This is a genomic window from Rhodanobacter sp. OR87, from assembly GCF_000473345.1.
In the GTDB taxonomy this organism is placed as follows: domain Bacteria; phylum Pseudomonadota; class Gammaproteobacteria; order Xanthomonadales; family Rhodanobacteraceae; genus Rhodanobacter; species Rhodanobacter denitrificans.
This window is the reverse complement of sequence record NZ_AXBJ01000037.1, coordinates 1-24497: the sequence shown is the minus strand read 5'-3', so window position 1 is coordinate 24497 and position 24497 is coordinate 1. Positions and strand designations below refer to the sequence as shown.

Below are 24497 nucleotides of genomic sequence, written 5' to 3'. Positions count from 1 at the left end.
CGCGTCCACCATCAGCACCTTGATGCGTGTGGCGCGGCGGTTGCGGAACACATACGCTGAACCGTCCAACGGTTCCCGCCCCAGCACTTCGCGCACGTGCACCAGCAGCCGATCCGCACCACAGCGAAAATCTACCGGCGCACTCACCAGCCACCATGCGCACGGTCGACCTGTGCCGCCCACTCCACTCCGCTTCATGCTCATCGCTACGTTCTTGGTTGAACAGGCGCGTAGTGCAGCGGCTACGAAGTACTTGGGGAATATGAGGTGGGCGGACGCTTACGCACTACCAGCAGGCCATCCGTCTCTTTGACGGCGACTGGCATTTCTACGTTGGGCTGGCCCAGGCCTATCGGCAGCTTGGCGAGGAGCGCCGCGCACGGCGAGCCACGAACCGCGCCGACGCGCTCAGTCGCCGCAGCGCCGGGAACCGGGACTAGGGGCGGTTGCCAAGTGACGAGGGCGAAAGCCATCCGAAAACGGGAGCCAGAGTGCACTTTCTACCTAAAGTCGACTCCGGCCCGTTTTTTCTGTCTTTTGAGTCGAGTCGAGTCGTACCATGGCGATTTTCGGAAGCGCTACGAACGGCAACGTCGGGCATCCATCAGTCTGCCCGACGCCCAGCGGCACCATGAAGCCAAGAAGACTCCCCTCGCGCTACGGCAGGTACGCCATGCCGCTGATCCTGACATTCCTGATGACGTTCGCGGTCGCCGGGATCAGTACGTGGATCGCGGTGGAATCGCTGAGCGTGTTTTTCCTGAGGAGCTGGATGAAATCCTGGATGGTGTCCTGGGCGATCGCGTTTCCGGCGATGGTGATGTTGATGCCGGTGACCCAGCGCATCGTCGCGCTGATTGTGCGCAGGGATCAGGAAGATCGATAACGGGGCCAGGCTCGCTTTGCGTTGCGTTGGCGCCCATAAGGGACGAAAACGGGAGCGGCGTGGCAGAGCGCCCGGTCGCCTCGGTCCGAGCGTTCTATAGCAGGTCTCCGGTCATGCCGTGCCGGCAAACGTATCGCCGCTGCGGCGCGTGCTCACGCCTCGCGCTTGACGCGGTGCATCGCGCACAGCTTGTTGCCGTCCGGGTCGCGCACGTACGCCAGGTACAGCGCGCCGAGGTTGCCTTCACGCAGTCCGGGTGGCTGCTCGATCGAGGTGCCGCCATGGGCCACGGCGGTGTCATGGAACGCCTGCACCTGTGCGGGCGAGTTGCACTTGAAGCCGATCGTGCCGCCGTTCGCGAACGTTGCCGCGCTGCCGTCGATCGGCTCGGTCACGCAGAACGTGTTGCCGTCGTGCCGATAGAACAAGCGGCGATGACCCGTGGCGGCGAGGTCATGGTGCGGCTCGCCCGCGCCGAGCGCGCCCAGTACTGCGTCGTAGAACCGTTTCGCGCGCTCGATGTCGTTCGAGCCGACCATCACGTGACTGAACATGGTGTGCTTCCCACGATGGAGTGTCTCGTCCCTGTCGATTGTCCAGGGTCCGTGGCCTAGCCTGCACGGGACGGCAAGCCCGACGCAAGCGCGAGCCCGGGGCGGAGCAGATCAAATCGTCTGGTTCCTGGATTCGTCGTGCTCCGGTCTTGTGCTTGACTGCCACCATCCTGCTTTCGATGCCGTTGCGTCCTTCGGCAGCAGGGTCCGCGCGATCAGGACGGCCAGCAGCGGGATGCCGATCGCGTAGATGTACTGCGTCCGCGACACGCCGATGTTGAACGGGAACCAGATGCCCGGCACGCCGAGCGGATCGAGCAGCTCGCCGCCGAACAGGGCGGCCAGGACCGAGGCCAGCGTGACCAGCGCCAGGGTGCGCAGCGGGCCGCCGCGGACGATGCGCACGACGATCACGGCGAACAGCGCGAGCGAACCCAGCCGGCTGATGCTCGCCCAGGTCGGCAGGTGGGCCAGGGCGCCGACGATGCCGGCGGCGCCCAGCGCGATGGCCAGCGCGTCGATGCTCCGCCATGCGGGCGGGCGCCAGCGGTTCCAGGCCAGCAGCCAGGCGGTCATCGTCGGCGCCCACATCGCCTTGGCCAGCCACGCATAGGTGCGCAGGTCCTGCAGGTCGGTCCATGACACGATCGCATTGTCGAGCCGCCTGGCGGCCGTAAGCGCGAGCGCGATGCCGGCAAACAGCAGGAAACCCTTGCGGCGGCTGCGCGAACCGACCGCGAGCGCCAGGCCGGCGAGCGCCAGCATGGCGGCCGGCTCGACCGCATCGACGACGTAGCCGGCGATGGTCCGCTGCCATTGCGCGCGGTGCAGCGCCTCGCCGACCGGCCGTGGTGCCAGGATCGGCGCGGCATGCATGCCGCCGCCGTCCGCGCTGGGGCCGGGGCGGGGCAGCATGTAGCTGCGCACGGCGAGCACGCCGCTGGTGCCGGCCGCGCCGGCGGGCAGGGCGAAGCGCAGCGGCCGCGTGCCGACCAGGCGCGGCTCGGGGCCGAGCTGGCCCGAGCCACCCAGCCGCTGGCCGTTCCAGTACAGCTCGTAGCCGTCCTCGACCAGGGTCGGCCCGAGGATGTCCCACGACGCGCTGCCGGCCGGCACCGTCACCGCGCGCCGGTACCAGGCGTAGCCGTGATAGCCGCGATGGCCATGCGCACTCCATCCGCCCACGTAGTCGGGCAGGCCCACGTCGCCGTCGTGACTGCCGGGCGGGGCGGTCAGGTCGATCGTCTCCCAGCCGCTGGCGTCAAGGTTGGCGGCCGCCCAGCGCGGATCGTCGCCGGTATGGAATCGCCAGGGGCCGTCGAGCAGGGTGGACGCGGCGCGCAGTGGCGCCGGATCGGGGCGGCCGCCGATGGCCAGGCCCGCGATCATGAGGGCCGCGATCAGCAGCGTCACGATGACGATGCCGACGATCAGCTTGCGCTGCGTTGCATCGATTAATGGCGCCGTCGGGGGCGTCGATTCGGGCATCATGCAGCGACCTCGCAGCCAGGGTCTTGATGTCGGCAAGCAAGCTACCATCTAAAACAATTTAGAAGGTAGTCCGAAGGTCACGGCCCGGAGGATCGAGCAGAACCGCATGCCAGCCGAAAACCGTCATCTGCCGCCACGGCCGATTGCCGCCATCCGGCTGGACGGGGGGCGCCTGTGCCTGGATTTCGTCAACACCATCCACGACCGTGGCGCGGTGGAGGTCGAGGATTACCTGCAGCAGCCGCAGCGCTTGGCGGAGTGGTGCGCGCGTGCCGGGGCGCTGCGCCCGGACGATGGCGTTCGCGCGCCGCGCACCGCACGCGAGCGCGCGGCGCTGATGCGCGAGGTGGAAACCCTGCGCCGACACCTGCATGCGCTGTTCGCCGCGCGGGTCGACGATCTGCCGCTGCCTGCGGACGCCTTGCGCGGCCTGGATCGCTGGCTGCATCGGGCCTGGGAAGGCCAATCGCTGGGCGCGGACGGGCAACTGCACTGGCGTGCCGATGCCCGCGACGCGCGGTTGCCGCTGAAGCGCATCGCGCTGGATGCGCTGGACCTGCTTGGCGATCCGTACGCCTCGCGGCTGCGCCGCTGCGCCAACACCCGCTCCTGCGGCTGGCTGTTCCTCGACACCAGCAAGAACCAGCGCCGCCGCTGGTGCGCCATGGAAACCTGCGGCACCGCCGAGAAGATGCAGCGCTATCGCCAGGGCTGACGAACGGCGGCCGGCGCTGGCGCCCTGTTGCACCAGCGCCGCCGCTCCCGCACCGAACACCGGCTTCCCGCCCAGCCGCTGATTCAACCTCCCGACAGCGAACCGGGCCACGCCGGTACCGCACGGCGAGGTCGCAAGCCAAGGGACAACAGGGTGCGGCTGGTTGAATGCGCTGCTCGCAGGCCGCGGCTCGACGTGATTGGCCACGCGCTCTTTCTCGGCGACTGCCGGCGGCGAGTATGCTGGTATGTCGCCGTGGGCCACCGGGCCGCGGAACTTCCAGGCCTGACCATCGGATACCTTCCCATGAACCTGCATCGTTCGCTGTTTGCCGCCGTGCTGGCTGCTGCCGCCGGCCTTTCCATTGCCCCCGTGGCGCCGGCGCAGACCGCCGCGCCCGCCAACAATGCGCTGGGCGGCAATCCGGTGCCGGGCGTGTGCATGCTTTCGCGCGAGGCGGTGTTCGCGCAGTCCAAGGTGGGGCAGGCGGCCAGCGAGCGGCTGAAGCAGCTGGCGACGCAGCAGCAGACGCTGCTGGAGAACCAGCGCAAGCCGCTGGATGCCGAGGTCCAGGCCTTCCAGCAGAAGGCTGCGTCGCTCACCGAGGCGCAGCGCCAGCAGCAGGGCCAGGCCCTGCAGCAGCGCATGCAGGGCTACCAGGCGCAGGTGAACCAGATCGGCGAGCGCATCCAGCTCACCCGCGCCAAGGTCATGGCGCAGATCGGCGCGCAGGCGCAGCCGATCATCGCCAGTTCCTACGCCAGCCACCACTGCGGCCTGCTGCTGAACCGCGACGCGGTGCTCGGCGGCAACACCAGCAACGACCTCACCAGCGACGTGGTGCACGGCCTGGACGGTAAGATCAGCACGCTCAGCTTCAACCTCGAGCCGGCGCCGGCGAACAGCGGCAAGTAATCCGCAGACAGGGCCGGCTGGCCGGGTTCGCTTTTCCGGGCGACGCCGGCCCGCGGCCGCCGCAGGAAAACCGGAACATCGCCGCCGCGGCGTTGTCCGCCCCGCGCTGGCGCGGACGTATACTGATTGTCCGCTGCGTCATGGCCGCGACACCCGTCCGTCCCGGCCGCCCGACCCGTTGCGGGAGAGCCGTCATGAAATCTTCTCCGCTGCTGCGCCTGTTGTGCCTGGCCTGCCTTGCCCTCGCCGCCGCCGTCGCGCAGGCCGCGACCACGCCGGAGGCCGTCAGTGTGCGCTACAAGGATCCGCAGCACTTCACCGAGGCGACGCGCAGCCGCGGGGTGCACCTGGTCAATCCCGACGCCTACCTGGCGCCGCTCAAGGCGCACATCGTGCAGCGCGCCTCGCGCATCCTGGCGCCGGGCCAGCGGCTGGAGGTCGAGGTGACCGACGTGGTTCGCGCCGGCGCCTACGAACCCTGGCGCGGCCCCGACTTCAACGACGTGCGCATCGTCAAGGACATCTATCCGCCGCGCATCGACCTCGACTTCACCTTGTACGGCGCCGACGGCAAGGTGCTGCGCCAGGGCCAGCGCAAGCTGCGCAACGCAGCCTTCCTCAGCAGCAGCTCGCCGGCCGACCAGGATTCGTTGCGCTACGAGAAATCCCTGATCGATCTGTGGCTGCGGCGGGGCACGGGTAGTCTTTAGGGAAGGTCTGAACAGGCCTTTGCTCGTCATTCCAGCGTAGGCTGGAATCCGGTGTCTTCAAGGAGTTGCCGAGGCGCCGGATCCCCGCTTTCATTGGGATGAGGGCTTGCTCTGTCTTTCCTTGGACGGCCATTCGGCGCCTTCGCGCCGGTACCCCGCGGCCGGCTGGAAGATCGTGCATGCTTCGCTTCGTCGCTGGCGGGCCTGCGTGAGGCCAGGTCGGTTTCGTCCACGTATCCACAGGAGATCTCCATGGAGCCGCAGTTCTGGTTGCAGCGCTGGCGCGAAGGCCGCACCGGTTTCCACCAAGCGACACCGACGCCGCAGCTGCTCCGGCACTGGCCGGCGCTGGCACTGGCGCCGGGCAGCCAGGTGTTCGTGCCGCTGGCCGGCAAGTCGCTGGATCTGCTGTGGCTGGCCGGGCAGGGGCATCGCGTGCTGGGGGTGGAGCTGTCGCCGCTGGCGGTGGCGCAGTTCTTCGACGAGCACGGCCTGACGCCGCAGGTGCATGCCTCGCGCTACGGCACCCACCACGTGGCCGGCGAGATCGAGCTGATCTGCGGCGACGTGTTCGAGCTGGATGCCGCGGCGCTTGCCGATTGTGCGGCGGTGTACGACCGCGCCGCGCTGATCGCCTTGCCGCCGGACCTGCGCCGTCGCTACGTGCGCGAGCTGCACGCACGGCTGCCGACCGGCTGTCGCGGCCTGCTGGTCACGCTGGAGTATCCGCCGCACGAGAAGCAGGGCCCGCCGTTCGCGGTGCCGGAAGCCGAGGTGCGCGAGCTGTATGGCCGCGACTGGGAAGTGGCGACGCTGGAGCGCGCCGACATCCTCGCGCAGCAGCCGGGCTTCGCCGCCGAAGGGGTGAGCGCGCTGGAGACGGTGGCGTACCGGCTGGCGAAGCGATAGGCGGTCCGGCGCGCTCCGCGCGTCCGGGGTGACGCCATGCCAGCGGCGGTTCCGCCGCGCGAAAGTGCGATCGGGTTCCTTTTTCCGGCAGTGCGGCCCTGCGCTCGGCGGCAGCCAGGCCGAAACGGTGTCAGGATGCTTTCCGTTCCGGCCTTGCCGGACACGTCGGCTTGCGCCCGCGGGAGACGCACCGGGTAGACGGAGGCGCGTTTGTGCGAGTCGACGCGACCCCCGGTTTCGCTGCACTCTTCGCAGATATGTCCTGCGCGAGCCAGGGGGGGCTTCGTGATCGTGAGGTTGTCGCCAGTGAACTGCAAGGTGGTCGATGGGATTTGCGCGCATGAGGGATGAGCGTACGGGTGTTCCCGGCTGGCTGGCTCTTGCGTCCTTCGCCCTGATCACCCTGCTGGCATGGCTGGCGCTGGTGCCCCCGCGCGCGCACTTCGCGGTGGAAGGCGGCGTCATCCTGGTACCGCCCCCGCCGGAGGCCGCGGTCAGGCTGTGGCTGAGCACGGCGGATCGCCGGCTGCGCCTGGCGCGGCAACCCGATATCGAGGCAGGCGCCGGCGAGCCGTCGTCCGCCGACGTGGTGGTCGACATCGACCGCAAGTACCAGTCCATCGTCGGCTTCGGCGCGGCGCTGACCGACTCCTCGGCGTGGTTGCTGCAGAACCGGCTGAACGCGCCGCAGCGCGCCGCGTTGCTGCGCGAGTTGTTCGGCCCGCCGCCCGGGCTCAACTTCAACATGACGCGGCTGACCATCGGCGCCTCGGATTTCTCGCTGCAGCCCTACACCCTGGACGACCTGCCCGCCGGCGACACCGATCCGCAGCTGCTGCATTTCAATGTCGCGGCGAACCTGCAGGACGTGATACCGAGCGTGCGCGAGACCCTGTCCGTCAACCCGCAGCTGCGCATCATCGCCTCGCCGTGGAGCGCGCCGGCGTGGATGAAGACCAGCGCGAACCTGATCGGCGGCGGCCTGCTGGAGCAGTTCGAAAGCACCTACGCGGACTACCTGGTCAAGTACGTCGACACCTACCGCAGCTACGGCATCCCCATCTTCGCGCTGACCCTGCAGAACGAGCCGGCCTTCGTGCCGCTGACCTACCCGGGCATGGAACTGCCCCCGGCCACGCGCGCGCGCATCATTGCGCAGTATCTCGGTCCGGCGCTGGCGCAACGCAGCCCGAAGACGCTCATCCTCGGCTGGGACCACAACTGGGACCAGCCGGACCAGCCGCTGGGCGTGCTGGGCGACCTCGACGCCGAGCGCTACGTCGACGGCATCGCCTGGCACTGCTACAGCGGCAGCCCGTATGCGCAGGGCCAGGTGCATCGCGCGTTTCCGGCCAAGGACACCTACATCACCGAGTGTTCCGGCGGCGACTGGGAGTCGGCCAGGAACGGCGAGCTGCTGTGGTTCACGCGCGACCTGCTGCTGGTCGGGCTGCGGCAGTGGGCGCGCGGCATCGTGTACTGGAACCTGGCGCTGGACGAGCAGCATGGCCCGCATCTGGGCGGCTGCGACCTGTGCAAGGGGGTGGTCACGATCGACTCGCGCACCGGCGAGGTGAGCCGCAACGACGAGTACTACGCGTTTGCGCACTTCAGCCGCTTCGTGCTGCCCGGCGCGGTGCGGGTACGCTCCAGCGATACCGACAAGGGCCTCGCCAACGTGGCGTTCCAGAACGCCGCCGGCGGATCGGTGGTGCTGGTGATGGTCAACAGCGAGGCGCAGCCGCGCCGCGTCACCGTGGTGCAGGAGCAGACCCGTTTCCACTACACCTTGCCGGCGCAGAGCGTGGCGACGTTCGAGTGGAAGCCGCGCCGGCCGGAGCGGTCCGCGAATGCGGCGCCTGCGTCGCCGGCCAGTGCCGCGCCGGCCGGGACGCCGCCCGGCGGCGGCGCCGGTTGAGCCCGGTGCTACAGTGCTCCGCTCCCCCTTGCCACACGAAGCGAGCACCGCGATGACCAGCCCGGCCTTCTACCCCATCGGCACTCCCGGACAGCCCTGGGGCGGGGCGGACGTGGCGGTGTGGCGCTCAAGGCAGGCCGTCAGGCGCAGCTACGCGGCGGAGGTGGCGAGCCTGATCGAGGCCCTGCGCGCGCGCTTCGACGTATCCGACTACGGCCGGCTCGACTATCCCTCCGGCAGCTATCCGCTGTTCGCGATCAAAAGCCGCGACTGGCGCGACGAACTCCCCGTCGCGCTGGTGACCGGCGGCGTGCACGGCTACGAGACCAGCGGCGTGCACGGCGCGTTGCAGTTCGTCGAGCGGCACGCGGCGCACTACGCGGGGCGGATCAACCTGCTGGTGGCGCCCTGCGTGAGCCCGTGGGGCTACGAGCGCGTCCATCGCTGGAATCCGGATGCGCTCGACCCGAACCGCTCGTTCCGCGCCGACAGCCCGGCGCAGGAATCGGCGGCGTTGATGCGGCTGGTCGCGCCGTGGCGCGAGCGCGTGCGGGTGCATATCGACCTGCACGAAACCACCGACAGCGACGAGAGCGAGTTCCGCCCGGCGCTGGCCGCGCGCGACGGCAAGCCGTACGAGCCGGGCACCATTCCCGATGGTTTCTATCTGTGCGCGGACAGCGCCAATCCGCAGCCGGCGTTCCAGCAGGCGGTGATCGCCGCGGTGGCGAAGGTCACCCATATCGCACCGGCCGACCCCGACGGCACCATCATCGGCTCGCCGGTGGTGGCGCATGGCGTGATCGAGTACGACTGCCGCAAGCTGGGCCTGTGCGCCGGCATCACCGACGCGCCGTACCGCACCACCACCGAGGTCTACCCCGACAGCCCGCGCGCCACGCCCGCACAGTGCAACGCCGCGCAGGCGGCGGCGGTGTGCGCGGCGATCGACTACGCGCTGGCGCACGGGGCCGGCTGAGGCGGAGACGGGCATGTCGCTCAAAGCCGACTTCGAGCTGATGGCCCGCTACAACCAGTGGATGAATGCGCGGCTCCTTGCGGCGGCCGCGCAGCTGGACGAGGCGCAGTGGCATGCGGACCGCGGCGCGTTCTTCGGTTCGATCGCCGCCACGCTGGAACACATCCTCGTCGCCGACACGCACTGGCTGAAGCGCTTCGCGGCGGCCATGCCCGGCCTGACCTCGCTCGACTACGTGCGTGCGCTGCCACTGCCCGAGCCGGTCCGCGGCATCACGTTTCCTGGCCTCGCGCGGCTGCGCGGCGAGCGTGAGGCGATGGACGCGGCGATCGTGGATTTCACCGGCGAGGCCAGCGACGACCTGTATGCCCTTCCGCTGCGCTACGTGAACAGCGCCGGCGAGCCGCACAGCAAGCCGTTCGGGCTGGTGCTGCGTCACGTCTTCAACCACCAGACCCACCACCGCGGCCAGGTCACCGCCTTGTTCAGCCAGCTCGGCATCGACGTTGGCGTGACCGACCTGTCCGCGTTGATAGTGGAAATTCCGGCATGAATCGGCGGCATCGCTGACCATGTCGCGCGACGCCACCCCCGCCGACTTCCCCGCGATCCTCGCCCTCAACGAGGCGTTCGTGGCGGTGCTGAGTCCGCTCGATGCCGCGCGGCTGGCGCGGCTGCATGCGCAGGCGGCGTGGCATCGGGTGGCCGAGGTCGAGGGGAGGGTGACGGCGTTCCTGCTCGCCTTCCGCGAAGGCGCCGACTACGACAGCCCCAACTACCGCTGGTTCGCGCAGCGCTATCCGCGCTTCCTGTACGTGGACCGCGTGGTGGTGGCGGGCGACGCGCAGGCGCGCGGCGCGGGCACCGTGCTGTACCGCGAGCTGCATGCGCAGGCGCGGCGCGATGCGGTGCCGTGGATCACCTGCGAGTTCGACCTCGAACCGCCCAACCCGGCGTCCGCGCGTTTCCACGCGCGGCTGGGCTTTGGCGAAGTCGGCCGGCATTCGCTGCACGGCGGCAAGAAGACCGTCTCGCTGCAGGCGCTCGATGTCGTCGCGGGTGACACGCCGCTGGCGGCCGTCGACGCCGGCTGATTTCCCGCTGCCGCCGAATGGTGCGGCGGCTGTCGTCGAACGGGTACTTGCGGACATGCCGGGGTGGCCGGCGCGGACCGCATTGCGCGACATGCGCGTGTGCTAGCATCGCCGCAGAAGGGGAGTAGCTCCCAATCGCTGTCGCCGTCATGACGAGCTTCCGCTCCGGTGCAGCAGCAAGCCACCCGCTGGTTTGCGAGCAAGACCTTCGCCGTTCCACGGCGAAGGCGCGTCCATCACCGATGCCCCTGGCCGTGGCCTTTCGAGACTTGCCGGAGCCTTCGCATGCCCATGGACGTCCACCCGCCACCGTGACACGCGCCGGCTCCATCCTGTGCGCCGGCCGGCTCCTGCCGCCGGTGCCGAACCCCATCCACCGAAGAGACTTCCCATGGAACTGCTGGCCAACCCCGAAACCTGGATCGCCCTTGCCACGCTGACCGCGCTGGAGCTGGTGCTCGGCATCGACAACATCATTTTCATCTCGATCCTGGCGGGCAAATTGCCGCCCGCACAGCGCGACAAGGCGCGCCGTGCGGGCATCGTGCTGGCGGCGGTCACGCGGCTGGGCCTGCTGCTGGCGATCGCCTGGATCGTCGGGCTGACCGCGCCGCTGTTCTCGCTGTTCGGCCATGCGTTCTCGTGGCGCGACCTGATCCTGCTCGGCGGCGGGCTGTTCCTGATCGGCAAGGCCACGCACGAGATTCACCAGAAGCTGGAGGGGACCACCGAGCAGGTGACGATCGGCACGGCGGCGGCGACGTTCGGCGGCGTGGTCGCGCAGATCATGCTGCTGGACATCGTGTTCTCGCTCGACTCCATCATCACCGCGGTCGGCATGGTCGACGAGCGCTGGGTGATGGTCACCGCGATCCTCGCCTCGATCGGCTTCATGCTGGCGTTCGCGCGGCCGATCGGCGAGTTCGTCGAGCGCCACCCCACGGTCAAGGTGCTCGCGCTGAGCTTCCTGATCATGATCGGCCTGGTGCTGATGGCGGACGGCTTCGGCCAGCACATTCCGAAGGGCTACATCTACGCCGCGATGGCCTTCTCGGTATTCGTCGAGCTGGTCAACCTGGCGATCCGCCGGCGCGCGAACCAAGCGCTGGCGCCGGTGGCGCTGCACGAGAAGTACGCTCGCGACGAGGCCGACTGAATACCTGGGCCGTGCTCGCCGCGCGGGGCACGAGTCGGCCGCCAACGCGTCAGCCGCGGCCGGACGCTTTTGCGCCCGGCCGCGTTTTCGCGGCGGCGACGACGTCGCACCCCGGCACGATGCGAGTTGACCTCGGTCAATACCACCCGGTGGCTGGCGAGTACGCTCAAACGCGGTGCCGCTTCGTGCGCATGCGGTCCGTGCGCGTGCAGCGGGTTGGCCCGGCTTCCGCGAGGGGGTGGCTGAAGCGGGGCGTCTTGTGTGTCGAGGAATCAGCCCATGTCAAACATTGCACGATGGAATCCCGTCAAGGCCGTGACCAGTTTCGATCCGCTGCTCACCTTCGAGGACATGTTTCGCGGTCTGCGCCAGCGCGCGCCTTGGCGCGAACTGGAGACGACGGCGCCGGACATGCGCCTGGACGTCTCCGAGGACGACAAGTCGTTCCTGGTCAAGGCCGAGGTGCCCGGCGTCAGCAAGGACGACATCCAGGTCTCGATCGATGGCAACCAGGTCGCGATCAGCGCCGAAGTGAAACGCGAAACCACCAAGAAGGGCGATGACCGGAAGGATCTGTACACCGAGCGCTACTACGGCAGCGTCTATCGCGCCTTCACGTTGCCCAACGACATCGACGACAGCAAGGCGGACGCCCGTTACGACAACGGCGTGCTCACCTTGAGCCTGCCGAAGAAGTCGAACGGCAGTGCGCACAAGATCAAGGTCAGCTGAACCGGCCAGGCCGTTGCACGGCGCCGCGGCGCGGCCCGGGCAACGGTCGGTATGCCGATGCGTTCCCGGGCGCGGCGGCGCGATCGGGTCATCCGCCCTGTCGCGGTGACAGGGGCGGATCATCACGCCAGCAGGTTCCCGCCATGGGCACGGTCTCCGGCAAGACGAAGAACGGGTTTACCTACCAGGGCGATCACGCGCCGGCGAGTGCCGGGCGCGTCATCTGGACGGCGACGTTTCGCCGCGACGGCGACTACGCCGGCATGCGGCATGGCTGCCTCTACGGCATGCAGGACGTTCCGCCGTCGGCGCTCGACGACCTGGTCAAGGCCGATATCGAGGCGACCTGGGGCGATGCCAGCTGAGAGGCGATGCGAGCCAAGGCTCGCCTGTGCGCGGTCGCGCTCCGCTGCCGCAGCTGCGTCGCACGCGGGGCTGCAGGGCGCGGCGCGATGTGCTCGATAATGTCCTCCTTTTGATCGGCGGACATGAGCGTGAGCGACCCTCGGCAGCCGTTGTGGCTGCTCCCCGGATTCCTGTGCGACGACGACCTGTGGCGCGACCAGCTGACCGGCCTGGCCGACATCGCCGCATGCACCGTGGCCGACCTCGGCCACGCTGACAGCATCGCCGCGCTGGCACAGCAGGTGCTGGACGCGGCGCCGCCACGCTTTGCGCTGGCCGGCTTCTCCTTCGGCGGCTACGTCGCCCAGGAAATCGCGCGGCAGGCGCCGCAGCGGATCGCGCGGCTGGCGCTGCTCGACACCTCGTTCCACGCCGATACGCCCGAGCGCATCGCGCAGCGGCGCGCGGCGAACCGCTCGGTCAGCCTGCCCGGCGAGTTCCGCGGCATGACCGAACGGCTGCTGCCGAGCTTCGTCGCGGCCGAACGCCTGCACGACACCGCGCTGGCGCAACGGATCAACGCGATGACGCTGCGCCAGGGCCGCGAGGTGTTCATCCGGCAGAACGCGATGCGGCGCGAAGACGGCGCGGCGGCGTTGCGCGCGCTGACCTGTCCGGCGCTAGTGCTGTGCGGTCGGCACGACGTGCTCACGCCGCCCGCGTTGCACCAGTCGATGGCGGCGCTGATGCCGCAGGCGCGCCTGGTGGTGGTCGAGGACAGCGGCCACATGAGCCCGATGGAGCAACCCGCGGCGGTTACCCGCGCGCTGCGCGAGTGGCTGGCGGCATAGACGCGCGCGAGCTGTCCGGCTGTCCGCTGTGGCGCGGCGGCTGTCCGCGGACAGCCTGCCGGCGTCGCGTGCGCATCGGCCCGATGCAGGCAGGACAAGGCCTGGCGCGCTTCGTGGCGGGTTGGCACGGGGATTGCTCTCCCTGCATCACAGGGAACATTCACCCACCCGCGGAGACACGTCATGAAATTCGAATCGCAGATCCTGGTCAGCCTGTTCGTCGTCTGCTTCGCGCTGTGCGCGCTGGTCATGGGCGCCATGCTGACCGCCACCCCCAGCTCGGTGCAGCTGGCCCATGCGAACCCGGCGGCGCAGGTGGTTCCGGTCGCGTCGGCCAGCTGAAGCCGCGGCGACGCCGCCCCGGCGGGTGGCCGCGACGCGCCGCCGCGAAGCATGGCTTTCGTCATGCATGCCAGCGCGGCGCATTGGGTAGGATCGGGTCTTCCCCACCACGAGATCCGTACCGATGAAGCATCCGATCGCGCTGGCCCTGGCCATTGCCCTGTCCGGCTCCATGGCCGCCTGCACCGATGTCGGCAGCGACAAGAACAGCTCCACCCCGGCGCAGGCGCACCGCGATGCGGTGGCCACCGACGCCGGCAATCCATTCTTCGCCGAAAGCCCGCTGCCGCTGCACTACCCGCAGTTCGACCGGATCAAGGACCGCGATTTCGCGCCCGCCTTCGACCGCGGCATGGCCGAGCAGTTGAAGGAAGTGCAGGCAATCGCCGGCAACGCCGAGGCGCCCAGTTTCGACAACACCATCGTCGCGCTGGAGAAATCCGGGCAGATCCTCACCCGCACCTCGACTGTGTTCTTCAACCTGGTCGGCGCCGACACCAACGACGCGCGCAAGGCGCTGCAGGCCGAGTACGCGCCGAAGCTGGCGGCGCACCGCGACGCGATCTCGCTGGACCCGCGGCTGTTCGCGCGCATCCAGCAGCTGTTCGACACGCGCGACAGCCTGGGTCTGGACGCCGAGGGCGTGCGCCTGATCGAGCGCTACCACACCAGCTTCGTGCGCGCCGGCGCCAGGCTGTCCGACGCCGACAAGGCGCAGCTGAAGGCGACCAACGGCGAGCTGGCGAAGCTGGGCACCCAGTTCAGCCAGAACGTGCTGGCCGAGGTGAACGACTCGGCCGTGGTGGTCGACACGAAGGAAGCACTGGCCGGCCTCACCGACGAACAGATCGGCGCCGCCGCCGCGGCCGCGAAGGCGAAGGGCCTGGACGGCAAGTACGTGATCGCCCTGCTCAACACCACCGGGCAGCCGCCGGAAGCGCAGCTGCAGAACCGCGCGCTACGCCAGCGCCTGCACCAGGCGTCGATCGCGCGCGGCAGCCGCGGCAACCCGTACGACAACACCGCGATCGTGGCGCAGGTGCTGAAGCTGCGTGCGGAGAAGGCGACCATGCTCGGCTATCCCAGCTACGCCGCCTACGTGCTGGCCGACGAGACGGCGCAGACGCCGGAGGCCGTCAACGCCATGCTGACCCAGCTGGCGCCGCCGGCGGTGGCGAACGCGAAGCGCGAGGGCGCGGCGCTGCAGGCGATGATCGACAAGGAGCAGGCGGCGAAGGGCGAGCCGACGTTCGCGCTCGAACCCTGGGACTGGGCGTACTACACCGAGAAGCTGCGCGCCGAGAAGTACGACTTCGACGAGAGCCAGCTCAAGCCGTACTTCGAGATGAAGAACGTGCTGGAGAACGGCGTGTTCCACGCCGCCGGCCAGCTCTACGGGCTCAGCTTCAAGCAGCGCACCGACCTGCCGGTGTACCACCCCGACGTGCTGGTCTACGACGTGTACGACGCGGACGGCAAGCAGCTGGCGATCTTCCTGGCCGACATGTATGCGCGGCCGTCCAAGCGCGGTGGCGCGTGGATGAACGCCTACGTCGAGCAGTCCGCGCTGACCGGCAACCTGCCGGTGGTGGCCAACCACCTCAATATCACCAAGCCGGCCAGCGGCCCGACCCTGCTGACCTGGGACGAGGTGACCACCATGTTCCACGAGTTCGGCCATGCGCTGCACGGCATGTTCTCGAACGTGCAGTACCCGTACTTCGCCGGCACCAGCGTGCCGCGCGACTTCGTCGAGTTCCCCTCGCAGGTGAACGAGATGTGGGCCGACTGGCCGAGCGTGCTGGCCAACTACGCCAGGCACTACCAGACCGGCACGCCGATGCCGAAGGCGCTGCTGGACAAGGTGCTGGCCACCGTGAAGTTCAACCAGGGCTTCGCCACCACCGAGTACCTCGGTTCGGCGATGCTCGACCAGAGCTGGCACCAGATCGGTGTCGACAGGATCCCCGAGGCCGGCGGCGTGGTGGCGTTCGAGGCCGCCGCGCTGAAGGCGAACGGCACCGACTACGCGCCGGTGCCGCCGCGCTACCGCACGCCGTACTTCAGCCACATCATGGGCGGCTACGCGGCCGGCTACTACGCCTACCTCTGGTCGGAGGTGCTGGACGCGAACACGGTGGAGTGGATCAAGGCGAACGGCGGCCTCACCCGCGCCAACGGCGACCGCTTCCGCGCCACGTTGCTGTCGCGCGGCGGCAGCAAGGACGCGCTGCAGCTGTTCCGCGACTTCACCGGGCAGGAACCCAAGATCGAGCCGCTGCTCAAGCGGCGCGGACTGGACGGCGCGGTCGACTGAGCCGGATTCGCCCGCTGGAAACGAAGCCGCCCGGAGCGATCCGGGCGGCTTTTTTGTGTGATGCGTGGAGCAGCGCCGGCGCGGTGAAGCAGGCGCGGGTCGAATGCTCCGGGGCGCGATGCCTGCGGCGCGAATGCCGAACGCCAGGGCCAGGTCATGCGCGAGCGCATCCACCTAATCGTTGACAGACGTATGACGGCTACCTAACTTTAGACGTAGGCCGTCGCGTCGGCCCGCCCGTCCACACTGGCGAAGTCGTATCGACATCGTGGCTTCACTACGCGATTTCCGGATCCTTGCCGCGTAGCTTGTGTGTGGACGCACAGTCGGTTGCGGCACTGCATTTGGAAACGACAAACATGTTGAAGCTATTTACCGCCCATGAGGTGGAGGCCATGCGTCGCGACGCCAGGAAGCGCGCGCGCATGAGCGGTATGGCCCTGGCCAAGGCGTTCGACCAGATTGCCGCGGAGTACGGGTACCGGAATTGGTCGCTGCTGCAGAAGAACGGCTGCCTCCCTTCCGATAGACCACAGCCTTGGTTCTTCCGACGTAGTCCGGAAGAAATCGCTCAATCCATGCGTGTAGTGCCCGACCCACACTCTAGGGCAGAGCGCCGAACGCAGTCGCAGATCGCGCGCGATAGCGTGCAGGCTTTGGACGCAAAATTCGCCAGCGCAGCGAACGCCGTCGACTTCGCCATTGCATACGTCGAAGGAATCCTCGGCCAGCCGCGTTTCCAGCTGAGCACGAAGTCGGTCGCCTACTGGGAGATGCGCCACTGGTTGCCCTACGGAGCGATCGGGGTGAACGGCACGACGCACATCCTCGTCAACCGCGGCTACAAGCCTCAGGGATCGACGTCGGAAAGCTATGTCGAGTACGAGGAATTTCCTCAGCTATGGCTGCCACTGAAGGTCGATAGCTGGCAGCTCTTCGCCCACCCGACGGCTTCGCAACCATTCCTCTTCAACGATGGGTGCCCGCCATGGGGAAGCAGGAAGAACGCGGGAGCCTATCTTGAGCGCCTGAAGGAACTGCGCAAACAGCTGTGATCGCGCGAGCTGATCGGTGGCCGGGTTGGATCCCGGCCGCCGATGACCTTCGCGTCGTAGGTCGATCGGATATCGGGGGTGGTGACATGACGTGGATAGTGGAGCTCAATGGTGACCAGCACAGCCTGTGCGAGCTGGAAGCGAGCTGTCGCGGCGAAGGCCCCATAGTGCTCGTCAGTGGACATTATCGGCTCGATTCGGCGCTCTTCGCGCAGGTCGATGACTACGAGTCAGCCGAGACCATCGCGCAACGGGAAGTCGGCTATCTGAACGGATACGCGAGACTGTTCCTGGCTACGCACTGGAAGATCGCGGTCGGCAACATCAGCCGAGAAGAGCCAGACAAGCCGAAGGTGCACTATGCGACGATTACGGACGGACTGGTGGTCTCCGCACGACTCGTCGGCATCAGGCTAGGTGATGACGAGGGCGTCTTCCAGGAGCCGGATCTCGGTCCGGGGCTCCGCGCATGGCGGGCTCTGGTGCAGGAGGAGCAGGTCGTCGCAGACGTGCAGCAGTACCTCCGGGGCCCCCTCGACGACTGGAGCAATCTGGGCCGCATCATCGAGGCCATTGAGCACGACGCCGGTGGCATTGACAAGCTAATTGCGACGGGCTGGATCGACGCGCGTTCGCTCAAACGCTTTCATGCGACCGCCAACAACCCGTTAGTCGCAGGCGTCACCGCCAGGCATGGCGCGCGCAAGTACAAGGCGCCTGGAAGCCCCATGGATACCCACGAAGCCCAAAGCCTAATCACGGGTATTGCGCGCAAGTGGATCATCGCCAAAATTGGCGCCACTGCCGGTGCCAGCGACGTCCCTCCGCTTTGAGTAGCGGGGCGGAAAACGGGGTCGGGTTCACTTAGTCCAACGCGGACTCTGGATCGGTAGCAACCACTGAACTCGAATAACCCGCATGGCGGCGTGCCGATCAAGATCTCTTGACCCTGCTGATCCATTTCATCGGCATGCGCTAGAGTGAGTCGGCCTCTCTTCACGAGTCCGCTTCTTGTCCACGCCGCGTCCAGTCTCCCCGGAACCGCGCCGAGCCCGTATCGTGCGCGGGCTGCTGTTCGCGGCCGGTGCGCTGTCACTGGCGCTTGCCGTGCTCGGCACGGTGTTGCCGGTGCTGCCGACGGTGCCGTTCCTGCTGCTGACCACTGCCTGCTGGTCGCGGGCGTCGCCGCGCTGGCATCGCTGGCTGCTGGCGCGGCCGCGGTTGGGGCCGGCGATTAAGCGCTGGGAGCGCGAGCGCACGATTCCGCGGCGGGCCAAGTTCAGCGCGGTCGTGCTGATCGTGCTGTCGATGGGCACGTCGATCTGGCTGCTGCGCGAGCACGCGTGGTTGCCGTGGGCGCTGGCGGGTGTGGCCGCGCCGGTGCTCGTGTTCATCCTGCGCCTGCGGGAAACGCGTGACGGCGCGTGATGAGGGATTGCCGGCGCAGTCTGCGGTGGCAGCTACTGACTGAGCCGCCGCCTCAGTGCGCCCGATCGTGCCGCGGCCAGCGCAGGTCGGCCACTACCGGGAAGTGGTCGGACGGGTAGCGGCCGTCCTGTTGCGTGGTGACGGTACGCACCGTGTCGGCGTGCAGGCCGCGGTAGAGAATCCAGTCGATGCGCCGGTCCGGCGTGCCGGTGAAATTGTGGAAGGTGGCTTCCGGGCCGCTGTGGGTGGTGGCGTCCAGCCAGGCGTCGTGCAGCAGTCCGGTGAGCAGCGCATGCGCGGGACTGGCCGGCGCGGTGTTGAAGTCGCCGGTCAGCACGATCGGCAGCGCCGCGGGCAGGGCCTGGAGGCGGCCGAGGATTTCCTGCGCCGCGCGGGTGCGCGCCGGCTCGTCCTGGTCGCGGTAGGGGAAGTGCGTGTTGGCGTAGTAGAAGCGCTGGCCGCCGGCCTTCAGCTCGAACACCGCCCAGGTCACCATGCGCGGGAACGGATGCCCCCAGCTGATGCTGCCGGGCACGTCTGGCGTGTCGGACAGCCAGTAGTCGCCGGACTCCACTAGCTTGAGCCGGTCGGTGCGGTAGAACACGCCCATGTGCTCGTCGCCGTCGTCGCCGCGGCGGCCGCGCCCGAACCAGGTGTAATGCGTGAGCTTGCCGACCAGATAGTCGCCCTGCAGCTTGTACAGCTCCTGCGTGCCGATCAGGTCGGGCTGCTGTTCGCGGATGGTGCGCACCATCAGGTCGCGGCGCAGCTCCCAGCGGTTCGCACCGTCGTCGGGGCTGGGCAGGCGCACGTTGAAGCTCATCACGCGCAGCGTCTGCGCCGCGACCGGCCAGGCCGGTATGGACAGCATGGCTGCGGCAAGCAGCAAGTGGATGAGGCGCATGGCGGTTCCTTCGAACGCATCGGCACGGGAGGGTCGCCCTAGCATAGCGGTGCCACCGGGGTGATGATGAAGGCCACGCCGCATCCCAGGGCGCAGGATCATGCCGATGAAACCACGGTTCCGAATCATCCTGCTGCTGGTGGCGTGCGCCTTCGCCGCCGCGCTGCCGGCAAGGCAGGCGCCCGATGCGCAGCAGACGCAGGCCTACATCCACCGCGCGTGGGCCACGCTGACACGCTCGATGGACGACTGCTCGGCGCTGGGCGATCCCAAGCTGGGCGCGCCGTCGGTGCTGTACCTGCCGGCGAACCTGCCACCACCGCCGGAGCTGGCCGCGGTGAAGCGGCGCTGCAAGGTCGACGTGCAGGTGCTGCCGCGGGCGATCGGCCAGCTCGGCGACATCGCGCCGAGCGCGCTGGCGCGGCAGGGCCTGCTCTACCTGCCGCATCCGTACGTGGTGCCGGGCGGCTTCTTCAACGAGATGTACGGCTGGGACAGCTATTTCATCGTGCTCGGCCTGGTCGCCGACCACCGCGAGGCGCTGGCGCGCGACATGGTCGAGAACGCGCTGTTCGAGGTGCAGTACTACGGGGCGGTGCTCAACGCGAACCGAAGCTATTACCTCAGCCGTTCGCAGCCGCCGTTGCTGAGTTCGATGGTCCGCGCCGTGCTGGACGACCCGGACAGCTTCGGGAGCAAGGCCGCAGCGCATGCTTGGCTGGAACGCGCGTATCCGCTCGCCGTGCGCGACCACGCCACCTGGACGCGCAAGGAGCACCGCGCCGGCACCACCGGCCTGGCGCGCTACTACGACTACGGCGGCGCCGCGCCGGTGCTGGAGATGCGCGACAGCCGCTACCTGCGCGGCGTGATCGACTGGCTGCTCGCGCACCCGTCGCAGGATCCCGGTTATCTGGTCAAGGCCGCCGAGCATCCGGACGCGGCGGAAGCCGCGCGGCTCAAGACCGCCAGCTGCGACGTCGAGGCTTCGAAGGTCTGCGCCGGCGCCTGGTCGCAGGGCTACCGGCTGAGCGCGGACTACTACCTCGGCGACCGCGCGATGCGCGAGTCGGGTTTCGACACCACCTTCCGCATGGGCCCGTTCGGCGGCTCCACCCACCACTACGCGCCGGTCGATCTGAACAGCCTGCTATACCGCTACGAGCGCGACCTACATGACTTCGCCGCGCAGCTGGGGCATACGGCGGATGCTGCACGCTGGGCCGAGGTCGCCGCGGCGCGACGCGCGGCGATCGACACCTACCTGTGGCGCGCCGACCAGGGCATGTACATGGACTACGACTTCGTGCGCGGCAAGCCGTCCGACTACCACTTCGTTTCCACCTACTACCCGCTGTGGGCCGGCGCGGCGTCGCCGGCGCAGGCCGCGTCGCTGCGCGGCAAGCTCGCCCTGTTCGAGCGCAAGGGCGGCCTGCAGACCAGCGACCACGCCAGCGGCGCGCAGTGGGACGCGCCGTTCGGCTGGGCGCCGACCAACTGGCTGGCGGTGGCCGGGTTGGACGCCTATGGCTTCCACGACGACGCCCGCCGCATCGCGCGCGAGTTCACCGCCACCATCGAGCGCAGCCTCGCCGCCGACGGCACCATCCGCGAGAAATACAACATGGCCAGCGGCAACGCCGAGGTGAAGATCAGCGCCGGCTACACCGCCAACGTGATCGGCTTCGGCTGGAGCAACGGCGTGTACCTGAAGCTGCAGGCGCTGCTGCGCGAGCGCCCGGGCGATCGGTAAGCTGCGCCGTCGACACATCGGTCTCGGGCATAATCGCCGTTGCAGGGGACCAGGGGATACGCATCGCGGCACCGGCCGTCCGCCGGCCCGACCGTCGGGCCGCGGCCGTGCACGCGTCGCCCGTGCCCTCGTGCCCTCGTGCCCTCGTGCCAACAGCGGCGGGCAACCGCCTTGCGTCGTCCATCCACAGGGGAAAGGGAATGAATACCTACAATCCGTACGAGGCGCCGAAAGCCGACATCGCCGCGCCGCCGGCGAGCGATGCCGACATCGAGCAGGTGGCCGGTGCGCAGAAGCTGATCATCTTTTCGATCCTCGGCTATTTCGCCGGTGCCGCGGTGCAGACTTTCCTTGGCCCGGTCGGCGTGCTGGTGGTGCTGGGCGCGGTGCTCGCGGGGCTGGTCGGCACGTTCCGCCTGTGCGCGGGGCTGGGCTATTCGATGCCGGTGCGGGTGATCCTGATCGTGCTGATGTTCGTGCCGCTGGTCAGCCTGGTCGTGCTGCTGGTGCTGAACGCGAAGGCCACCGCCAGGCTGCGTGCAGCCGGCTATCACGTGGGGCTGCTGGGGGCGACGCGCTGAAGGCGACGCGCCGGCCGGCGTGCCTGCCGCCGGCGCGGATTCAGGGAGCGGCGAGGCTGGCGGTCATGGCGCGCCCGACGCTGCACTTGAGGTAGGGCGAGCCGCCCAGCCAGCGCGCATCGGGATAGTAGGAGAACACGTACTGGCCGCCCTTGAGCGCGTCGATCAGCGGCCGCGCGATCGCGTTGCGCACCGCCGGGCAGCCGTAGCTGCGGCCGATGCGGCCCTGCTGGCGGGCGAGTGCCGGGTTGACGTAGGCCGCGCCGTGGATCACCAGCGCGCGCTCCAGCGCGTGGTCGTTGGTGCCCGGCTCGAGGCCTTCCATGCGCAGCGAGTAGCCGTTGCGGCCGGCGTAGGTGCCCAGCGTGCGGAACAGGCCCAGGCTCGATTGCAGACTCTCCGGCGTGTTCGAGAATTTCGTGGCCAGGTTCTCGCCGGTGTTGCGCCCGTGCGCCACCAGCTCGTGGTACAGCAGCTTGCGCCGGGTCAGGTCGAACACCCACAGCCGCGGTTCGGTCGAAGGCTTCGAATAGTCGATCACCGCCAGCCGGTCGGACGGCGGCTGGCCCTGCGCGGCGGCACATTCGGTGGCGGCCAGCGCCAGCCCGATCACCTTGGGGTTCGCCTGCGGCGCGAGCTGGCTGAGCGCGTCCTGCAGCGACGGCGTGGCGGCGTGCACCGCGGCGAAACAGCCGGCGCAAAGCAACATCAGGATGGCGACGGGGCGCAGGAGTCGGCTCATCGGAACGGCTGGGTGGGGGACGGGTCGGGCATGCGGTCGTCGATGCTAGCAGCCCCCCGTTAAGAACCCGTCGGGCGGCGGCCGCTTGCGCGCGCAGGCGGCTGTGCTATGACAGGCCGGTCTTCCTTGCGCAGGGCCGTGCCGTGCCATCCAGATTTTTCCGTGTCGTTCGGGGCGTCGCCATGCTGGGCTTGCTGCTGGGAACGGCATTGCACGCGCAACAGCCTGCGCCCGAGCCGCCGCCGGGACCGGTGGCCGAGCAGATCCGCGAACGCATCGAGCAGTGGCGCGCTGCGCATGCCGATGCCGCCGCGGCCCAGGCGCCCGGCAACGCGGTGGCAGCGTTCTACGAACAGAACCGGTTCGCGCCGGCATGGACGCAAGCGGGCAATCTCGACCAGTTGCTGGCCGCGCTGCGCGACATGGCCGGCGACGGCCTCGGCCCGGAAGACTATGCGCTGACCGAACTGCAGCGTCGGCGCGCCGTGCTCATCGACCCGCAGGCCACGGCGCAGCAGCGCGCACAGTTCGACCTGCTGGCCACCGATGCCTGCTTCGCCGCGCTGCTGCACCTGTATCGCGGCAAGGTCGATCCGGCCACGCTGGACACGCACTGGAACTTCGACCCGCGCCAGCTCGACCAGGCGCGGGGCCTGCAGGCGGTGCGCGAGGCGCTGGCACAGGGCACCATCGGCGCGCTGTTCGCGCGGGCGCGGCCGCAGCACCCGTACTACGCCCAGCTGCGCACCGCGCTGGCGAAGCTGCGCGAGGTGGCGGCGCAGGGCGGCTGGCCCGCGATCGCCGACGGCCCCACGCTGAAGCCGGGCAGCCGCGATGCGCGCGTGCCGGCGCTGCGCCGGCGCCTGCAACTGGCCGGCCATGCGCTGGGCGACGCCGCGGACGACCGCTACGACCCGGCGCTGGAGGCCGCGCTGAAACAGTTCCAGCGCGAACAGTACCTGGCCGCGGACGGCCACCTGGGCAAGGCCACCCTGGCCGCGCTGAACGTGCCGGTCGCCGCGCGCATCGAGCAGCTGCGCGCGAATCTGGAGCGTGCGCGCTGGCTGCTGCACCAGCTGCAGGGTGATTTCGTGGTGGTCGACATCGCCGGCTACCAGGTCGCCTACTACAGGGACGGCAAGCCGGTGTGGCGCTCGCGCGTGCAGGTGGGCAAGCCGTACCGCAGCACGCCGGTGTTCAAGTCGGCGATCACCTACCTCACGCTCAACCCGACCTGGACGGTACCGCCGACCATCCTGAAGAACGACATCCTGCCCAAGCTGCGCAAGAACCGGGGCTACCTCGCCGCCAACCGCATCCGCGTGCTGGACGGCCAGGGCCGCGAGCTGGCGCCCGCCAGCGTGGACTGGGCCAACCCGCGCGGCATCGTGCTGCGCCAGGACGCCGGCCCGGGCAATTCGCTGGGGCGGCTGGTGATCCGCTTCCCCAACGACTACGCGGTGTACATGCACGACACCCCGCACCAGGAACTGTTCGCCAGCGAGCGGCGCACCTACAGTTCCGGCTGCATCCGGGTGGAACGCCCGCGCGAACTGGCCGAGCTGCTGCTGGACGATCCGCTGCACTGGAACCGCGCGGGGATCGACCGCGCGATCGACACGCTGCAGACGCAGACCGTGATGCTGCCCAAGCCGGTGCCGCTGCTGCTGGCGTACTGGACGGTGGACCTGCGCGAGGACGGCCGCGTCGGCTTTCGTCCGGACGTGTACCGGCGCGACCCGCCGCTGCTCGCCGCGCTGGCGCGCCCGCGGGTGTCGCCGTGGCTGCCGGCGGCCGCCACGGCTCCCGTGCCGGCGCAGCCCTGAGGCAAAAAAAAGGTTCTTCGCGGGTAAGCGGGAAAGATCGTGTTGACAGATGAAGGGTTGGGTGAAGGCGGCGGATGGCGGATAAGCTGAAAGCTCTCACACCCACAGCGGCTCAACCGCCGCCGCCTTCATGCATGATGCTATTGACGCTGCCCAATTTTGGATAGGGTTTCGTTTGATCGAGACTCAATCCTCGTCGGAGACCGACCTGCTACTTCGGCTGGAAGCGGACCCTCACGTGGACCCGCGCTGTGGTCGTTGCCAGATGCCCTGCGGGCTGATCCACGACCGAAG

At 68.9% G+C, this 24497-nt stretch carries 26 protein-coding genes; 21 read left to right on the top strand and 5 right to left on the bottom strand.

What is annotated here, in order from left to right; all coding sequences use genetic code 11:
- Positions 1-204: IS66 family insertion sequence element accessory protein TnpB (gene tnpB / locus RHOOR87_RS0118065; protein WP_155950978.1), on the bottom strand; the 204-nt coding region annotated here is incomplete at its 3' end.
- 469 nt (positions 205-673) lie between these two features.
- Between tnpB and RHOOR87_RS20080 the strand changes: the two genes are divergently transcribed.
- Complete coding sequence (locus RHOOR87_RS20080) at positions 674-886, top strand: DUF2798 domain-containing protein (protein ID WP_196806998.1); 213 nt, start codon at positions 674-676, stop codon at positions 884-886.
- Positions 887-1038: 152 nt separating this feature from the next.
- On the opposite strand, the gene RHOOR87_RS0118055 is transcribed toward RHOOR87_RS20080, so the two are convergent.
- Together RHOOR87_RS0118055 and RHOOR87_RS0118050 are read right to left on the bottom strand one after the other, a co-directional pair.
- The gene (locus tag RHOOR87_RS0118055; protein WP_027485826.1) at positions 1039-1440 is read right to left on the bottom strand and encodes a VOC family protein; all 402 of its coding nucleotides are present in this window, start codon (positions 1438-1440) and stop codon (positions 1039-1041) included.
- A 111-nt stretch (positions 1441-1551) separates the two neighbouring features.
- Positions 1552-2931, bottom strand: a complete 1380-nt coding sequence (locus RHOOR87_RS0118050; RefSeq protein WP_027485825.1) for a glycoside hydrolase family 2 — start codon at positions 2929-2931, stop codon at positions 1552-1554.
- A gap of 106 nt (positions 2932-3037) precedes the next feature.
- Here RHOOR87_RS0118050 and RHOOR87_RS0118045 point away from each other — a divergent pair, with 106 nt between their 5' ends.
- The 17 genes from RHOOR87_RS0118045 to RHOOR87_RS0117965 all read left to right on the top strand — a co-directional run bounded on the left by RHOOR87_RS0118045 (position 3038) and on the right by RHOOR87_RS0117965 (position 18397).
- A complete protein-coding gene (locus RHOOR87_RS0118045) occupies positions 3038-3646 on the top strand; it encodes an ABATE domain-containing protein (RefSeq protein ID WP_027485824.1) in 609 nt (202 codons plus the stop codon).
- A 306-nt stretch (positions 3647-3952) separates the two neighbouring features.
- Complete coding sequence (locus RHOOR87_RS0118040) at positions 3953-4561, top strand: OmpH family outer membrane protein (RefSeq protein ID WP_007511712.1); 609 nt, start codon at positions 3953-3955, stop codon at positions 4559-4561.
- Positions 4562-4755: 194 nt separating this feature from the next.
- Positions 4756-5271, top strand: a complete 516-nt coding sequence (locus RHOOR87_RS0118035; RefSeq protein ID WP_027485823.1) for a DUF3016 domain-containing protein — start codon at positions 4756-4758, stop codon at positions 5269-5271.
- A gap of 252 nt (positions 5272-5523) precedes the next feature.
- Positions 5524-6180, top strand: coding sequence for a thiopurine S-methyltransferase (locus RHOOR87_RS0118030; protein ID WP_027485822.1), 657 nt, complete (start codon positions 5524-5526; stop codon positions 6178-6180).
- Between the two features lie 340 nt (positions 6181-6520).
- The gene (locus RHOOR87_RS0118025) at positions 6521-8098 is read left to right on the top strand and encodes a glycoside hydrolase family 30 beta sandwich domain-containing protein (RefSeq protein WP_043795974.1); all 1578 of its coding nucleotides are present in this window, start codon (positions 6521-6523) and stop codon (positions 8096-8098) included.
- A gap of 52 nt (positions 8099-8150) precedes the next feature.
- Positions 8151-9077 (top strand): M14 family metallocarboxypeptidase, encoded by a 927-nt coding sequence (locus tag RHOOR87_RS0118020; RefSeq protein ID WP_027485820.1) that lies wholly within the window; start codon positions 8151-8153, stop codon positions 9075-9077.
- Positions 9078-9090: 13 nt separating this feature from the next.
- On the top strand, positions 9091-9630 hold the full coding sequence (locus tag RHOOR87_RS0118015; protein ID WP_027485819.1) for a DinB family protein: 540 nt from the start codon (positions 9091-9093) through the stop codon (positions 9628-9630).
- A 19-nt stretch (positions 9631-9649) separates the two neighbouring features.
- On the top strand, positions 9650-10171 hold the full coding sequence (locus RHOOR87_RS0118010) for a GNAT family N-acetyltransferase (RefSeq protein WP_027485818.1): 522 nt from the start codon (positions 9650-9652) through the stop codon (positions 10169-10171).
- A 391-nt stretch (positions 10172-10562) separates the two neighbouring features.
- Positions 10563-11327, top strand: coding sequence for a TerC family protein (locus RHOOR87_RS0118005; RefSeq protein WP_027485817.1), 765 nt, complete (start codon positions 10563-10565; stop codon positions 11325-11327).
- Between the two features lie 279 nt (positions 11328-11606).
- Complete coding sequence (locus tag RHOOR87_RS0118000) at positions 11607-12059, top strand: Hsp20/alpha crystallin family protein (RefSeq protein WP_007511695.1); 453 nt, start codon at positions 11607-11609, stop codon at positions 12057-12059.
- Positions 12060-12202: 143 nt separating this feature from the next.
- Positions 12203-12424, top strand: a complete 222-nt coding sequence (locus tag RHOOR87_RS0117995; RefSeq protein ID WP_007511693.1) for a hypothetical protein — start codon at positions 12203-12205, stop codon at positions 12422-12424.
- Between the two features lie 123 nt (positions 12425-12547).
- Positions 12548-13255 (top strand): alpha/beta fold hydrolase, encoded by a 708-nt coding sequence (locus tag RHOOR87_RS0117990; protein WP_037115105.1) that lies wholly within the window; start codon positions 12548-12550, stop codon positions 13253-13255.
- A gap of 183 nt (positions 13256-13438) precedes the next feature.
- On the top strand, positions 13439-13597 hold the full coding sequence (locus RHOOR87_RS20535) for a hypothetical protein (protein ID WP_155950213.1): 159 nt from the start codon (positions 13439-13441) through the stop codon (positions 13595-13597).
- A gap of 124 nt (positions 13598-13721) precedes the next feature.
- Entirely contained in the window at positions 13722-15914 is a 2193-nt protein-coding gene (locus RHOOR87_RS0117980) for a M3 family metallopeptidase (RefSeq protein ID WP_027485815.1), read from the top strand.
- A gap of 359 nt (positions 15915-16273) precedes the next feature.
- Positions 16274-16969, top strand: a complete 696-nt coding sequence (locus RHOOR87_RS0117975) for a hypothetical protein (RefSeq protein WP_007511687.1) — start codon at positions 16274-16276, stop codon at positions 16967-16969.
- Between the two features lie 86 nt (positions 16970-17055).
- On the top strand, positions 17056-17802 hold the full coding sequence (locus tag RHOOR87_RS0117970; RefSeq protein WP_015446693.1) for a hypothetical protein: 747 nt from the start codon (positions 17056-17058) through the stop codon (positions 17800-17802).
- 226 nt (positions 17803-18028) lie between these two features.
- Positions 18029-18397, top strand: a complete 369-nt coding sequence (locus RHOOR87_RS0117965; RefSeq protein WP_015446694.1) for a YbaN family protein — start codon at positions 18029-18031, stop codon at positions 18395-18397.
- A gap of 52 nt (positions 18398-18449) precedes the next feature.
- On the opposite strand, the gene RHOOR87_RS0117960 is transcribed toward RHOOR87_RS0117965, so the two are convergent.
- Entirely contained in the window at positions 18450-19301 is an 852-nt protein-coding gene (locus RHOOR87_RS0117960) for an endonuclease/exonuclease/phosphatase family protein (RefSeq protein WP_027485814.1), read from the bottom strand.
- Positions 19302-19407: 106 nt separating this feature from the next.
- Between RHOOR87_RS0117960 and RHOOR87_RS0117955 the strand changes: the two genes are divergently transcribed.
- Together RHOOR87_RS0117955 and RHOOR87_RS0117950 are read left to right on the top strand one after the other, a co-directional pair.
- Positions 19408-21054, top strand: coding sequence for a trehalase family glycosidase (locus RHOOR87_RS0117955; protein ID WP_027485813.1), 1647 nt, complete (start codon positions 19408-19410; stop codon positions 21052-21054).
- Positions 21055-21254: 200 nt separating this feature from the next.
- Positions 21255-21635, top strand: coding sequence for a hypothetical protein (locus RHOOR87_RS0117950; RefSeq protein ID WP_015446697.1), 381 nt, complete (start codon positions 21255-21257; stop codon positions 21633-21635).
- Positions 21636-21675: 40 nt separating this feature from the next.
- Here RHOOR87_RS0117950 and RHOOR87_RS0117945 read toward each other — a convergent pair whose 3' ends face one another.
- Complete coding sequence (locus tag RHOOR87_RS0117945; protein WP_231378351.1) at positions 21676-22344, bottom strand: murein L,D-transpeptidase catalytic domain family protein; 669 nt, start codon at positions 22342-22344, stop codon at positions 21676-21678.
- 215 nt (positions 22345-22559) lie between these two features.
- Between RHOOR87_RS0117945 and RHOOR87_RS0117940 the strand changes: the two genes are divergently transcribed.
- Complete coding sequence (locus RHOOR87_RS0117940; protein WP_015446699.1) at positions 22560-24203, top strand: L,D-transpeptidase family protein; 1644 nt, start codon at positions 22560-22562, stop codon at positions 24201-24203.
- Positions 24204-24497: the final 294 nt, after the last annotated feature.